Origin of the sequence: Streptomyces sp. NBC_01210 (assembly GCF_036010325.1) — a bacterium.
Lineage (GTDB): Bacteria > Actinomycetota > Actinomycetes > Streptomycetales > Streptomycetaceae > Streptomyces.
In genome coordinates, this window is record NZ_CP108549.1 from 1,497,293 (window position 1) to 1,512,166 (window position 14,874).

Annotated in this window: 10 protein-coding genes; 5 read left to right on the top strand and 5 right to left on the bottom strand. The window is 71.7% G+C overall.

Features of this window, described 5'->3' with window-relative positions; translation table 11 throughout:
• The first annotated feature begins 26 nt into the window (after window positions 1–26).
• From OG735_RS06625 to glpK, 4 genes are all read left to right on the top strand, one after another.
• A complete protein-coding gene (locus OG735_RS06625) occupies window positions 27–458 on the top strand; it encodes a Zn-ribbon domain-containing OB-fold protein (RefSeq protein ID WP_327328225.1) in 432 nt (143 codons plus the stop codon).
• A complete protein-coding gene (locus tag OG735_RS06630) occupies window positions 455–1,645 on the top strand; it encodes a lipid-transfer protein (protein WP_327322193.1) in 1,191 nt (396 codons plus the stop codon). Before OG735_RS06625 ends, OG735_RS06630 begins: the two co-directional genes overlap by 4 nt.
• 305 nt (window positions 1,646–1,950) lie before the next feature.
• Window positions 1,951–2,712, top strand: a complete 762-nt coding sequence (locus OG735_RS06635) for an MIP/aquaporin family protein (RefSeq protein ID WP_327322194.1) — start codon at window positions 1,951–1,953, stop codon at window positions 2,710–2,712.
• A 30-nt stretch (window positions 2,713–2,742) separates the two neighbouring features.
• Window positions 2,743–4,257, top strand: coding sequence for a glycerol kinase GlpK (gene glpK / locus OG735_RS06640; RefSeq protein WP_327322195.1), 1,515 nt, complete (start codon window positions 2,743–2,745; stop codon window positions 4,255–4,257).
• A gap of 168 nt (window positions 4,258–4,425) precedes the next feature.
• On the opposite strand, the gene OG735_RS06645 is transcribed toward glpK, so the two are convergent.
• Genes OG735_RS06645 through OG735_RS06660 form a run of 4 tightly spaced genes read right to left on the bottom strand, consistent with a single transcriptional unit; the run spans window position 4,426 to window position 8,634 of the window.
• A complete protein-coding gene (locus OG735_RS06645) occupies window positions 4,426–5,031 on the bottom strand; it encodes a GTP-binding protein (protein ID WP_327322196.1) in 606 nt (201 codons plus the stop codon).
• A complete protein-coding gene (locus tag OG735_RS06650) occupies window positions 5,012–5,416 on the bottom strand; it encodes a DUF742 domain-containing protein (RefSeq protein ID WP_327322197.1) in 405 nt (134 codons plus the stop codon). The genes OG735_RS06645 and OG735_RS06650 overlap by 20 nt, the downstream gene beginning before the upstream one ends.
• A gap of 9 nt (window positions 5,417–5,425) precedes the next feature.
• On the bottom strand, window positions 5,426–5,881 hold the full coding sequence (locus OG735_RS06655) for a roadblock/LC7 domain-containing protein (RefSeq protein ID WP_327322198.1): 456 nt from the start codon (window positions 5,879–5,881) through the stop codon (window positions 5,426–5,428).
• The gene (locus OG735_RS06660; protein WP_327322199.1) at window positions 5,878–8,634 is read right to left on the bottom strand and encodes a sensor histidine kinase; all 2,757 of its coding nucleotides are present in this window, start codon (window positions 8,632–8,634) and stop codon (window positions 5,878–5,880) included. The genes OG735_RS06655 and OG735_RS06660 overlap by 4 nt, the downstream gene beginning before the upstream one ends.
• 416 nt (window positions 8,635–9,050) lie before the next feature.
• On the opposite strand from OG735_RS06660, the gene OG735_RS06665 reads away from it, so the two are divergent.
• Window positions 9,051–9,491 (top strand): hypothetical protein, encoded by a 441-nt coding sequence (locus OG735_RS06665; RefSeq protein ID WP_327322200.1) that lies wholly within the window; start codon window positions 9,051–9,053, stop codon window positions 9,489–9,491.
• A 49-nt stretch (window positions 9,492–9,540) separates the two neighbouring features.
• On the opposite strand, the gene OG735_RS06670 is transcribed toward OG735_RS06665, so the two are convergent.
• Window positions 9,541–14,862, bottom strand: a complete 5,322-nt coding sequence (locus OG735_RS06670; RefSeq protein WP_327322201.1) for a hypothetical protein — start codon at window positions 14,860–14,862, stop codon at window positions 9,541–9,543.
• Between the last annotated feature and the right edge of the window lie 12 nt (window positions 14,863–14,874).

Consider the following 14,874-nt stretch of genomic DNA (forward strand, 5'->3'; position numbering starts at 1 on the left):
GGGGAGGAACCTTGACGCGCACGCCCGTGGTGGCCGGATGGTTCACACAGGACAGCGGTGAGGAGGACTTCCGCCTGCTGGGCACCCGCTGTACGGCCTGCTCGTCGGTCTTCTTCCCGCGCGAGGACTCCTACTGCCGCAACCCGGCCTGCGCGGGCGGGGAGCTGGCGGAGGTGCCGCTCTCCAAGCGGGGACGGGTGTGGTCGTACACGGACGGGCGCTACCGCCCGCCGGCGCCGTATGTGTCCGACCCGGAAGCGGAGTGGGAGCCGTACGCGCTGATCGCCGTCGAGCTCGAGGCCGAGCGGATGGTCGTCCTCGGTCAGGCCGTGCCGGGGGTGACCGTCGCGGAGCTGGCGGTCGGCATGGAGGTCGAGGTCGTACCGGGTGTGCTCAACGAGGACGCGGAGACCGTCTGGACGACCTGGCACTGGCGGCCCGTGGGGGTGGCGTCATGACCGGCGACGTGGCGGTCCTCGGGGCCGGAATGCACCCCTGGGGCAAATGGGGCCGCAGCTTCGTCGAGTACGGCACGGCAGCGGCCAGGGCGGCGCTGGCCGACGCCGGGATCGACTGGCGGCAGGTTCGGTCGGTGGTCGGCGCGGACACGATGCGCTGCGGCTATCCCGGGTATGTGGCGGGGGCGACGTTCGCACAGGCGCTGGGCTGGCAGGGGGCACGCGTCACCAGCGTCTACGCGGCGTGCGCCTCGGGCGCGCAGGCGATCAACACCGCACGCTCCCAGATCCTGGCCGGGATGGCCGACGTGGTGCTGGTGGTGGGCGCGGACTCGGCGCCGAAGGGTTTCTTCGCACCCGCCCGGGGCGATCGGCCGGACGATCCGGACTGGCTGCGCTTCCGGGTCCTCGGCGCGACCAACCCCGCGTACTTCGGGCTCTACGCCCGCCGCCGTATGGCCCTGTACGGGGACACTCCCGAAGACTTCGCGCTGGTCAAGGTCAAGAACGCGGCGGCGGGCGCGCTCAACCCCAACGCCCGCTACCGCAAGACCGTTTCGGCCGAGGACGTCGCCGCCTCCGCTGTGGTCGCCGATCCGCTGCGGCTGCTCGACATCTGCGCAACCTCCGACGGCGCGGCCGCGCTGGTGCTGACCAGTATGGACTTCGCGCGTCGGCACGGGGCCGCCGACCCGGTCCGTATCCGCGCCGTCTCCACCGTCACGCCGACCTATCCGAAGGCCGTACTCGACCTTCCGGACATCGCGACCGACTCGGCGGCCGCCGTGGAACCCTGCCCGCACTCCTTCCGCGCCTCGATCGCGCTGGCCGCGTACGAGGAGGCGGGCATCGGGCCCGACGACCTCTCGCTCGCCGAGGTGTACGACCTGTCCACCGCGCTGGAGCTGGAGTGGTACGAGGACATCGGTCTGTGCCGCGCGGGTGAAGGAGCCAAGCTCGTACGCGAAGGTGCCACAGCACTCGGCGGGCGCATCCCGGTGAACGTCAGCGGCGGGCTGGCGTCCTTCGGCGAAGCCGTGCCCGCCCAGGCCATCGCGCAGGTCTGCGAGCTGACCTGGCAGCTGCGCGGTGCGGCCGGAGAGCGCCAGGTGACCGGTGCCCGCGCCGGGATCACCGCGAACCAGGGGCTGTTCGGCCATGGTTCGGCGGTCGTAGCTGTTCGCTGAGCGGACCTGCCAGGCGTACTCCCGCTGCCTTACGTTCCCCGCTAGCGTGTCAACGCACCGTTCGTGAACTGCACTTGCTGTCAACGACCTTGACGACCCATCACGGCCGGTGAACACTGCCTCATCGTCGGCATCGCCGCACTTCGGCACGCTCACCACGCTCGTCACGGACGCCGGGCGGGGTATGGACTCCCCCTGCCTTCGGATCCGTAGCCATGGAACGCCATGGAGCACGAACGCCATGGAGCACGCACCCTGCACGGAGGACCGTGGCAGGGCCCCCGGGCGAGGGCCTAGGAGTTGCCATGAGCAATGGAGACATTTTCGTCGGTGAAGTCATCGGCACCGCGATACTCATCCTCTTCGGCGCGGGCGTCTGCGCCGCCGTCACCCTCCATCACTCCAAGGCGAAGGCCGCAGGCTGGGTCGTCATCGCCTTCGGCTGGGGTTTCGGTGTGCTGGCGGGCGCGTACACCGCCGCTCCGCTGTCGGGCGGTCATCTCAATCCGGCCGTGACACTGGGCGTCGCCGTGGACACCGGGGAGTGGAGCAAGGTTCCGCTGTACATCCTCGGACAGATGGTCGGCGCGATCCTCGGCGCCGTACTCGCCTATCTCGTCTACTTCGCACAGTTCCAGGCCAACGCGGACGAGAGGAACGCGCAGCCCACGCTCGGGATCTTCTCGACCGGTCCGGAGATCCGCAATCCTGCCGCCAACCTGATCACCGAGATCATCGCGACGATCGGTCTGGTGCTCCCGATACTGGCCTTCGGCAAGAACGACGGCATCGGCATCGGCCAGATCCCCGGGCAGAACGCCGGGATCTACGGCTCCGGAATCTCCATCCTGCTGGTCTCGCTGCTGGTCGTCGGCATCGGTCTGTCGCTCGGCGGGCCGACCGGCTACGCCATCAACCCGGCTCGCGACCTGGGGCCTCGCATCACCCACGCACTGCTGCCGATCCCCAACAAGGGATCATCCGACTGGGGTTACGCCTGGGTGCCGGTGGCCGGACCCGTGATCGGCGGGCTGCTGGCCGGCCTCATCTTCAACGCAGCCTTCTAGGCCTTCCGGCCTCATCGACAAGGGGACGTCATGACGGACAGGTTCGTCGCCGCAATCGACCAGGGCACCACGTCCAGCCGCTGCATCATCTTCAACCAGGACGGCGCGATCGTCGCCGTCGACCAGCGTGAGCACCGCCAGATCTTCCCCAAGCCAGGCTGGGTGGAGCACGACGCCACCGAAATCTGGTCCAAGGTCCAGGCCGTGGTGGCGGGGGCCATCGCCAAGGCCGGGCTGCGCGCCGACCAGCTCAGCGCGCTCGGCATCACCAACCAGCGGGAGACGACGGTCCTGTGGGACCGGGCGACCGGCAAGCCGGTGCACAACGCGATCGTCTGGCAGGACACCCGTACCGCCGCGCTCTGCCATGAACTGGGCGGCACGGACGGGCAGGACCGTTTCCGCGACACGACGGGACTGCCGCTCGCCAGCTACTTCTCCGGGCCGAAAGCGGCCTGGCTGCTGGACAATGTGCCCGGGCTGCGCGGCCGGGCCGAGCGCGGTGAGATCGCCTTCGGCACCATCGACTCCTGGCTGATCTGGAACCTCACCGGCGGTACGGACGGCGGCGTCCATGTCACCGATGTGACCAACGCTTCGCGCACCATGCTGATGAACCTGCAGAGCCTCGAGTGGGATCCGGCGATCCTGTCGGCGATGAATGTACCGCAGGCGATCCTTCCCGAGATCAAGTCCTCGGCGGAGGTGTACGGGACGGCTGTCGGCCAGCTCTCGGGCGTGCCGGTGGCATCCGCGCTCGGCGACCAGCAGGCCGCGATCTTCGGGCAGGCCTGCTACGACACCGGCACGGCCAAGAACACCTACGGCACCGGCAGCTTCCTGCTGCTCAACACCGGCAACCGGCCCGTGGCCTCGAAGAGCGGGCTGATCACCACCCTGGGCTACAAGATCGGCGAAGAGGCGCCGGTGTACTGCCTGGAGGGGTCGATCGCGATCACCGGCGCTCTGGTGCAGTGGTTCCGGGACCAGCTCGGCATCATCCGCAGCGCGGACGAGATCGAGACGCTGGCGGCGAGTGTGGACGACAACGGCGGGGCGTACATCGTCCCGGCGTTCTCCGGGCTCTTCGCCCCGTACTGGCGCTCCGACGCGCGTGGTGTGATCACCGGCCTGACCAGGTATGTCACCAAGGCGCACCTGGCGCGGGCGGTGCTGGAGGCGACCAGCTGGCAGACACGTGAGGTCGTCGACGCGATGTACCAGGACTCCGGGGTGCAGATCACCACACTCAAGGTGGACGGTGGCATGACGTCCAACAATCTGCTGATGCAGCATCAGGCGGATGTGCTGGGGGTGCCGGTGATCCGGCCGAAGGTCTCCGAGACGACCTGTCTGGGGGCGGCGTACGCGGCGGGGCTGGCGACCGGCGTCTGGTCCGACCTCGACGAGCTCAAGGCGCACTGGAAGCGCGATGTGGAGTGGTCGCCGCGGATGGAGGCGCAGATCCGCGAGCGCGAGTACCACAACTGGCGCAAGGCGGTGGAGCGGAGCTTCGGCTGGGAGGAGAACGGCGGCCAGTCCTGAGGCGGCGCGTTGGCGACTCGGCGCTCTTGAGCAGGCGATCCTGAGCCGGCCGCAACGAGCTCACGGCCCGTACCCCAGTCGGTGGGGGTACGGGCCGTGTCTCTGCCGGGTCCGCCGGGCTCAGGTGGTGGCGTGCTCAGGAGGTGGCGTGCTCAGGAGGTGGCGTGCTCAGGTGGTGGCGTGCTCGCGCTGCCGGTCGGCTCGGGTCAGGGCGTGCTCCACCACTGCCACCAGCACCTCCTTGACCGACTCGCGTTCACGCGCGTCGGTCATCAGCAGCGGCACCTCGGAGTCGAGGTCCAGCGCGGCACGCACGCTCTCGCCGGGGAAACGGCCTGCCCCTTCGAAGCAGTTGACGGCCACGGTGAACGGGATGCCACGGCGTTCGAAGTAGTCGATCGCCGCGAAGGAGTCCTCCAGGCGGCGGGTGTCGGCTAGGACGACCGCGCCCAGCGCGCCCTGCGCCAGCTCGTCCCAGAGGAACCAGAAACGGTCCTGCCCCGGTGTGCCGAAGAGATACAGCACCAGGTCCTCGCGGAGCGTGATGCGTCCGAAGTCCATGGCGACCGTGGTGGTCGTCTTGTTCTCGACGCCTACGATGTCGTCGACGGGCCGGCCGGCCTCGCTCAGCGTCTCCTCGGTGCGCAGCGGTCTGATCTCGCTGACCGCGCCCACCAAGGTTGTTTTGCCCACGCCGAATCCGCCTGCCACCAGGATCTTCAGCGTCACCGGTTCGACGGGTGGCTTTCGGCGGCTAGAGCGCCCGAAGACCATTGATCACCTCGCGGAGAATGCTCACGTCCGGCAGTTCGGCCGGCGGAACGGGACGGGTTACATGCACCAGTGCGTCCTCGACGAGATCGCCGACCAGGACGCGGACCACTCCGACGGGAAGGTCCAGGATGGCCGCGAGTTCGGCTATCGACTGAGGGGTGTCGCCACAGCGCTCGACTATTTCGACTTGCTCCGGGGAGAGCAACTGGTCGCGGCCGGGGTCGTCGGCCGCGAGCTCCGGGACGACCAGAGCGATCAGGTCGAGGCGGTGACGGGTCGCGCTGCTGGTCCGTCCGCGGGTCATCGCGTACGGACGGACTACGGGGCCCGCTTCGGCATCGAAGAAGTGGTGGGGCTGCGGAGCGTACTGAGCTGACTCACTCATGCCATCCACTCACCCTCCGGTGCGCAGACCGGAGCGGGGCGCGGTGGTGAGGTGGACGCCGACCCGCTTGACCATGAGTGTCATCTCGTACGCGACCTGGCCGACGTCGGAGTCGGAGTCGGCGAGCACGGCCAGACAGCTGCCGTCGCCCGCCGCCGTGACGAACAGGAAGGCCTCGTCCAGCTCCACGACGGTCTGCCGGACCCTGCCTGCCTCGAAGTGGCGGCCGACGCCTTTGGCGAGGCTGTGGAATCCCGAGGCGACGGCGGCGAGATGCTCGCTGTCCTCGCGGGTGAGGTCCCGGGAGGTGCCGGTGGCCAGTCCGTCGCCGGAGAGCACCAGTGCCTTGCGGATGCTGGCGACGCGGTCGACCAGCTCGTCGAGGAGCCAGTTGAGCTCGCCGGAGCCGTTGGTGGTGGGATGGGCGCCGTGGGCGTTGGGTGCTGCGGCGTGCGGTGCGGTCATCGACCGTCCCCCTCAGATGTCGTTCCTGGTGCGGTCTCGCCGGGGCCGGCGGCCTGGTCGGTGGCCTCGGCATCTTCGGCGTTCTGCAGGCGGCCGCGCTGCCAGCCTCGCTGCATTGAAGCCATGCGGGAGCGTACTTGTTCCGCGTCCCGCTCGATGTCCTGCTCGGTTGCCGGTGCGGGCGGCTGCCCGGCGGCGCCGGACGTCTCCCTGAGCTGGGGGGCGAGGCTGGCCTGGCGGACCCGACGGGGCAGGCCGTCGAGCGTGGCCGGGGCCGGTTCCGCAGCGGGGCGCGGTGCCGGTGTCGGTGCCGGTTCCGGAGTGGGTACGGGTGTGGGCGCGGGTAGCGGGGTGGGTGCCGGCCAGGCCGCGGGGCGTGGATCGGGGGCCGAAGCGAATGGAGGCTCCGGGCTGCGCCCGGGGCCGGGAGCCGGGGCGGGGTGGGCCCGGCCCCGCTCGTCCACCCTGCGGCCGTGGTCGGAGACCAGGGTCGGAGGCTTGCGGCGGGGCAGTGGCACCGGGCCGCCGATCTGCCCGGGCGACTGGTCCCGCGCCTGCTGGTGCTGCTCGTCCGGGGTTTCGCGACGACGGTCCCTGGCGCGGGCACGGAAGATTGCGCCGCGTTCGCTCTCCGTGTCCTCGATGTCGGCGATGGAGTCGCCTCCGCCGAGCACCGGCCGGTCGTCGAAGCCCAACGCGCCCACGGGCGCCTCCAGTTCGACGGGTCCGTCCAGGAGCGTGGAGCCGCCCAGACCGGTGGGGACCTGGGCGAGCGTCGCGAGCCTGCCGTCGCTGCCGCGGCGTCCGGCCGCGCTCTCGCTCTTGCGGTCGAGACGGAAGCCGGTGCCCTGGGTCTCCGGAGCCTCGGTGAGCAGGGCCGCGGGGATGAAGACGACCGCGGTGGTCCCGCCGTACGGGGAGGGCTGCAACGAGACCCGGACATTCTGGCGCTGGGCGAGCCGGCTGACGACGAAGAGGCCGAGCCGGTCGGTGTCGGAGAGCTCGAACTCGGGGGTCTCGGCGAGCCGCAGATTCGCGTCCAGCAGCCCTTCCGGGGCCATGCCCAGGCCGCGGTCGTGGATTTCGAGCGTGAAGCCGTTGGCCACCCGCTCACCGTGCACCTGGACGGCGGTGTGCGGGGGCGAGAACACCGTGGCGTTCTCGAGGAGTTCGGCGATGAGGTGAGTGAGGTCGGCGACCGCCGGACCGCCGACACCGATACGCGGCAGCCGGCGCACCTCGATGCGCTCGTAGTCCTCGACCTCGGCGACCGCGGCCCGTACGACGTCCATCAGCTGGATCGGCTTGCGCCACTGGCGGGACGGTGCCGCGCCGGAGAGGATCACCAGGCCCTCGGCGTGCCGGCGCATACGGGTGGTGAGGTGGTCGAGGCGGAACAGGTCAGCGAGTTCCTCGGTGTCCTCGGTGCGCCGCTCCATGGTGTCGAGGAGCGTGAGCTGGCGGTGCAGGAGGACCTGGTTGCGGCGGGCGAGATTGACGAAGACCTCGGAGACTCCGCGGCGCATCTCGGCCTGGCGGACGGCGGCCTCGACGGCGGCCCGCTGCAGGGTGTTGAGCGCCTGGCCCGCCTGGCCTATCTCGTCCTTGTCGTAGTCGAGGCGCGGGGCCTCGGTCTCGACGTCGACATGCTCGCCGGCCGCGAGGCGGCGCATCACGCTGGGGAGGCGGACGCCGGAGACCTCGTGGGCCTCCTTGCGCAGCCGGGAGAGGTCGCGGACCAGGTCCCGGCCGATGCGTACGGAGACGATCACCGAGACGAGGAGGGCGAGGAAGCCCAGTACGCCGGCGATACCCGCCTTGACGAAGACGCTGTATGCCGAGGGCTCGACCCGGTGCCGGTAGCGGACGTCCGCTTCTTTGGCCTCGCGGACGAGGTCGTCGAGGACGGGTGTGGCCGCGGCCTGCCAGCGTCCGGCTTCGGACGCGCCCGCGTCGCCGACCGGGCCGGCCTGGATGAGGCGTTCCTCGGTGTCGCGCAGGGGCGCGGTCTTGGGGCTGCGCCAGTACTGCTCGTAGATCTCGCGTTCCTTGGCGGGCAGGACTTCGAGGTTGGTCTCGTAGTACAGCTCGCGCTTCGCCACGAAGTCGGAGAGCGAACGGATCTCATCGGCGGTGATCTTGCGGGTGGTCAGCGAGGAGGCGATCAACGCGTCCTCGCGGGACAGCATTTCGGCGGCGCGGACGAGGCCGACGAGTGCGCGGCCCTGGCGCTCCATGTCGACGTCGTCGAGGGCGTGGAGTGTCAGCAGGAAGCCGTAGCAGGGGTCGACGAGCCGGTTGTAGAACTCCAGGGCCTGGCTGCGGGAGACCGTGCCCGCCTCCACGGAGCGGCGCAGGGCGCCGAGGCCGTCGAGCGCGTCGAGGAGAGAGCTCAGCTTCTGCGAGGTGTCGGACCGCATGTCCTCGCGGATTCCGGAATTCTCAATATTCGATTTGATCTTGGCCACGGCCCGGTCGGTAGCCTCACGCCGATCGCGCAGGGAGGGCAGAGCGTCGGAAGCCCGGCGGTCGGCAAGGTAGATGAGCGTCTGACGGCGCTCCTTCTGGATGACGATGGCGGTGTCCGCGACCGGATAGCCGACCTTCTTCACCACGGAATTGACATCCAGAAGCTGACTGGCCTCCCGACCGGTCAGTACGGTGGCGAAGCCCCAGAGCGCGGTGAGGGAGACGAGCGGCACCAGCAACAACGCCACGATCTTCCGGCGGATGGACTTCCCGCGAAAGCGCATGGCCTCCCCCTGCTCAACCCCCGCACGGTGCGGGTGGTGTTCCGTCAACAAACGGCGTGAGCCTACTACTGTCACACGGACAACTCGAAGGCTCGTCCGGATGTTTTTCGGCCGACGACAGGCGCGTTGATCATGGGTTGTCCTGGTATTCGGGGAGATGGCATTCCGGCGTTGGCGGACCACACCTGGCGGCACGTCATCTTTCGGACCGTCACAGATGGCTGGAATTCTTCGCTCTGCGGGAATCTTCCTGCCTGGTCAATCGTCAATCTGTACGGGGGCTCGGGGATCCGCAGGCGCCACGCACATCACATTCGGCTCGACTTCGCCCCGGCTTTGGATTCGGCGGCCGGAGTAGAGCAGCGGAATCCGGGCAGCCACCCTGAAGTCGGACAGAGGTGGGAGTGACAGGGTCCATGGACACGGACGAGCGTCGCAGCGGGGTGCAGGCGACGAGTTATGCGAATGTCCCACGGCAGCTCTGGGTGGAGGAGCCGGCGGTGAGCCGGCGCATGGCCGATCCGGTCCGTACGGCAGCGGTCCGCGCGGTGATCATCGCCTCACTGACGATGATTCAGGGAATGATCGCCTTTCTCTGCACGCTCACCGGGGCCTGGCTGGCCTTCCCGATGGTGCTCAGCAGCGTGGGCAGCACGGTGGTGGCGACGTGGGCGGTGCTGGACGTGTGGGTGACCCGCCAGGTGTGGAACCAGCGCAATGGTGTGGTGTCCATACCGAGCAGCACCGCACGGCAGCTGCGACGTGAGCGCCGCAGGGTGCGGCGGACGGCCAGGGCGGCCGCCCGCCAGGCCGAGCGGATACGGCGAGGCGGCTCGGGCAGGCTCTCGCAAGCCTGAACGGCCGCGCCTCGTGGGTGATGCGGAGCGGGCGGCGCCGCCCAGGGCGCTAAAACACGCCCTGGCCGACGGGGTCCGTGGCGGCCGGGGCGGCATCTTCCGGGTCCGTGGCGGGTTGGTCGGTGACGGCCGCGTCCACGCTCGGCCGGTCGTTGGCAACCGGGTCCGTGGCGGGCTCCGCCGGGGGCGGGGTCCGCTTGAACATCCGGGTCGCGGTGATCTCGCCGTGCACCGACTCACCTGACGGGTCCTGCTGCGGCAGTCCGGGCCGCAGATGTTCCTCCACGCTGATGTACTTCAGGCCCGCGCGCAGATCGGCGTCATTGCGCAGCCGGATGACCAGCGGGAATTCAGCGAGGGCCGTGGTGTCGAAGAGCCCGGTCGTATAGAGCAGCTGGACGCCCAGGGCATTGGAGACGGCGCGCTGGAGCTCCAGCAGATACGTCGCGTTGGCCCGGCCGATCGGATTGTCGAGGAAGAGCGTGCCGGCGTGCCGGTGCTTGTCCCTGCCGCGGTCGTTGCTGCGCAGGGCGGCCATCGTGCAGTACAGGGCGATCGCCGCGGTGAGCAGCTGGCCGCCGGAGAAGACATCTCCCATCTGACCCACCGGGACCCGCTCGGCGCGCAGCACGGCGTCGGGCTTGAGGATCTCCACGGCTACACCCTTCGGCTGGAGGGCAGCCTGAACCCCGCGCAGGAGCAGGGACATTCCGTCCCTGCGGCCCTCCCCGTAGACCGCGGTGGAGTTCTTCTTCACGGCGGCGCGGGTCGCCTCGTCGATGACCTCGCCGAGCCGCTCGGCGAGCGTCGTCTGGTCCGGCTCGTCGAAGCGGATCCGCAGGAACTCCTGCCCCGACCACTCACCCAGCCCCTCGGGAAGGCGCGAGAGCCGCTGCGCCGAACGCAGCGTCGTCAGCGCCGACTCCACCAGACCGCGCAGCCGGTCGACGATGGTGTCGCGGTTGCGCTCCAACTGCTCCAGCTCGTCGGTCAGTACGCGCAGCCGGGGCGCGAAGGCCTCCGCCCACTTCGCGGCGTGCTCGGGAAGAGACGCCGCGGGCAGCTCCCGGATCTGCTGGCGCGCGGGGGTGCGCACCTGCTCGTACCGGGTGGAGTTGGCGTGCCGTACGAGGATGTCGCTCGCCTCCCGTACGGCTGCCTCGGCGGCCGAAAGGTCGGTGGCGCACCCGCGCAGCGAACGCCGGGCTTCGGCGGCGGAGTGCCGCGCCTCCTCCAGGCTGCCCGGGTAGGGATCCTGTGCGGTCTCCTCGTCCTGGCTGTGGTCCCGCAGCAGGTCGCGCAGAAGCGCGGCGGTCTCGTCGAAGCCGCCCGCCGCGTCCTCGGCCACCCGGTGCGCGTGCAGCAGGCTGGTGTGAGCTGCGCGGGCCGTCTCCAACGCGTCGGTACGGGAGGTCAGTTCGGCGGTGGCGGTACGCAGCCGGGCCTGGGCCTGCTCGGCGTCGGCGGGGACCAGATCCTCGGGGAGTTCGGTGTGCGCCTCGCCGTCGGCGGGGGCCAGCCGCTCGGACTCGCCGCGCAGCCGGCCGAGCTTCTCGCTGGCTTCCGCAGCGCGCGACTCCAGCATCTGTACGAGCGACTCGGCGCGGGCGGCGGCTGCCTGGCGAGAGGGCCCGTCGGCACCGTCCGTACCCTCCAGGAGCTGCGCGGCGCGGGTGCGGACCTTGTTGGTGAGCCGGTCCAGCTCGGCGAGGGCCGCGCTCTCGTCGCTCTCGGCGCGGGCCTGCTCGGCGCGCAGGTCGGCGCCGACGCCCACCTTCTCGTACAGCTGGGAGGCAGCGCGGTACGCCTCGCGCAGGGCGGGCAGCGCGGTGCGCGGCGCGTCCGGGTCCGCGTCGGGGAGGTTTTCGGGGGCACCGGCGACCTCGGCCCGCTCGGCGCGGAGCGCGCGAGCGGTACGGCGGGCGTCGTCACCGGCACGCTGGGCGGCACGGCGGTCCTCGTCGGCGGCCTTCGCCCGCTCCAGGCAGGTCGCGGCCCGGGCCTCGGACTCGACGGCCTCGTCGGCCAGTTCACGCAGTTTCAGCTGCCAGCCGGCCCGCTCCCGGAGCCGGAAGGCGAGGCCCGCGAGCGCGTCGGCGGCACGGCGGGCGCGCTGGGCCGCGTCCTGGCGCTCGTCCCGGACACGGGCCGCGTCCGCCGCGGCCTCGTCCGCCTCCGCGCGCACCGTACGGGCCTCGCTGAGCGTCGCCTCTGCCTCCTCGGCGGCTTCGCGGGCCGTCTGCGCGCCCTGCGCGAGCTCGGCGAGCATGCCGGCGGGGCAGTCGTCGCGCCAGGAGCCGAGGCGGGCGGCGATCGAACGGTCTCCGGCGAGCCGGGCCGCCAGCGTGCGGATCTCCTCGTCCCGGGCGGCGGCCCGGGCCCGCAGGGCCTGCCGCTCCTCGTCGGCGGCGTGCTCGTCGTGCATGGCGGGGTTCGGCGGTACGAGGAACACCTCGCCGTTCTCGCCACCGGTGCCGGGGCCGGGGCTCGGCACGGGCGCGAGCAGCGCGGCGGCGGTTCCGACGGCCACGGCGGAGCGGGGCAACAGCGCGGCTCCGGCCAGGACTTCGCGCGCGCGGGCGTGCGACGCCGGGTCGGTGATCACCACACCGTCTACCAGCTCGGGCCGGGCGGCGAGCACGGCGGCATGATCGGCCGGGTCGACGGCCTGCGCGAGGTAGCGCCAGCCGGGGAGGGCGGGGATGCCGTGCTCACCGAGGTACTCGACAGTGGCGAGGACGTCGGGTCCGGGGGGCAGCAGCCCGCCGTCGCCCAGCGCGCCGAGGATGCGGGCGTCGTCGGCTGCGGCGGTACGCAGATCGAAGAGATTCCGTTCGGCGGAGGCGACGGACTGGTCGAGGAGCTCGCGCAGCTCGTCGGCGAACCGGTCCAACTCGTCTGCGGTGAGAGGGCCTTCGTCGGCACGGAGGGGGGCGGTGACGACGGTGCGGGTGGGATGGGCTGCGGCGGGAATGCGACCGGCGGCCGGGTGACCCGACCCGTCGGGCCCGGCGAGCGCGTGAGCCATATGTCCCTCGGCTCGCGCGTCGGCGAGCGCGTGAGACGGACGGAGGCTCGCGTGCCCGTGGTCCGCGCCGTGGGTGGCCGCTCGCCCGCCACCGGCTCCCGCCTGCCCGTGGCCGACCGCTCCACCGGGTGCCTCGGAGACGGCGGGCTCCTGGTCCGTACGGGCAACGCCGTCACCGTAATCGGCCGCCGTGGGGCCCTGGCCCGCAACGGCTCCGGCCTGGGCGTGGGCTGAGTCCCCGCGCCCATCGGCGAACGACCCTCCGTCCGTACCGGCAACGCCACCGCCCGGCGCCGGGACCGACGGTTCCTGGCCCGCGGGCTCGGCTCGCAGCCCGTCGGCCGAGTGGCCCGCCGTCTGGGAGGCCGTCGCCCCATGCCCGGTAGCGGAGAGTCGCCCGACGCCACCCGCGGCCTCCGGCGTACCCCCGGCAGGAAGGTCACCCAAGCCCGCCGCGCCCGAGTACCGCCGCGGGGAGGGCACCGCCGCCGGAGCCGATGGCGGCAGGCTGAGCAGCTCCGCCAGACGCTCGTCCTCGGCGATCGAGTCCGCCGCGCGGCGCTCGGCCTCGTACGCGTTCTCCGCGGCCAGCGCCGCGTCGGCCGCGCGGGCCGCGGCCAGTTCCGCGCGCGCCTCCGCCGCGGCCGCCTCCTTCGCCCGGTCCGCCGTCGTACGCCCGGCCTCGCGGGCCGCGTCCCAGGCCGCGACCGCCGACTTCTCCGCGTCGCTCGCCGCGAGCGCCGCTCGCGCCGGGTCGGCGTCGGGTGCGGTGTCGTCGAGCCAGCCGGCCCGTACCGCCTCGGCCGTCTCCTGCTCCACCTCGCTGAGCCGCTGGCGCAGATGACCGATCTCGCTGCGGGCGCGCTGCGCCTCGGTGGCGGCGACCGTGGCGTCGCGGTGGGCGGCCTCGCCCGCCTCCTGGAGCGCCGCGGACCGCTCCTCCTCCTCGTTGGCCACGCGCTCCCCGCCCTCGGCCGCGGCGTGCAGCGCGCGGACGAGATCGGCGGCGGCCGTGGCGCGGGCGGCGAGCGCCGGGGCCGCGTCCCGTTCGGCCTCACGGATCGCCGCGGCGACGCGCGAGGAGCGGTCGCCGGCGGCCCGGTGGCGCAGTACGGCTTCGGCGGCCTGCCAGGCGGAGTGCAGTGTGCGCGCGTCGGTCAGCTCGCGGCGCTGTGCCGCGGCGCCCTTCTCCGCGACGGTGAGCGCCAACGAGGCGTGCCGGTAGGCGAGTTCCGCGGCGATGAGAGAGCTGCGGCTGCGCGCCTGCTCGGCCTCGGTGACCGTGTGGGCGGCGGAGGTGACCTGCTGGGCGAGGTCGCTCGTACGCCCGCGCTCCTCCGCGGCGCGCGCGGAGAGCCGACGCGCGAGCGTACGGGTGCGGCGTTCGGCGCCCGCGTGGATCTCGCGGGCCCTGGCGCGGGTCTCGGCCGCCTCCACGATCCGGCCGAGCAGATCCGCCGATCCCGCAGTGAAGTCGCGTTCGGCGGTGAGCTCCGCGCGGCGGCCGAGTTTGTTGCCGAAGCTGCTGACGAGGTCGGCAAGGCCGTCCGTGTCACGGGTGTCGGTGACGGCGCGCAGCAGCAGGTCGGTGAAGTCGGAGTCCTTCTTGACCGCGAAGAGTCCGGCCGCCTCGCCCTCGTCGGCGTTCATCTCCCGCTGGTAGCGGAACAGTTCGGGGTCGAGGCCGATGTCGCCGAGGTGCTCGTTCCAGCGGTCGTGGATCTCCTCCCAGTGCACATCGAGGTGCGGATACGCCTTGCCGGCCTCGGTGATGGCGTCCCGGAAGCCCTTCATGGTGCGGCGGCGGCCACGCGCGCCCGATGCGCCCTCGACGGGTGGGCGGACGGTGGTGGCCTCGGCGACCGGGAGCGAGTCGAGGCTGAGTCCGGGGCCCGGCCGGAAGGAGTACCAGGCTTCCGCGAACTTCCGTGGGTCGTTGGAGACCTGGCGACCCCGCCACTCGCTGACCTTGCCGACCACCACCAGCTCGCCGGTGAGGGTGTGCTGCCACTCCAGGGCGACATGCCCGCAGTCGTCGGCGAGCAGGAATTTGCGCAGTACACCGGAGCTGGCACCGCCAAGGGTGTTGCGGTGGCCGGGCAGCATCACCGAGAAGATCAGCTTCAGCAGTACGGACTTGCCGCCGCCGTTCTCCAGGAAGAGCACACCCGCGGGGGCGGGGCGGCGCGGCGGGCCGACCGGCTCCTCCTCGAAGAACTCCGCCTGGGCAGGGGCGGGGTGGGGCACGGGCTCGCCGACCCCGCGCAGGTCCAGCACGGTGTCGGCATAGCGCGCACCGGCGGGCCCGATGGAGTAGAGGCGTACCCGGGACAACTCGTACATGGCGGCGGACTC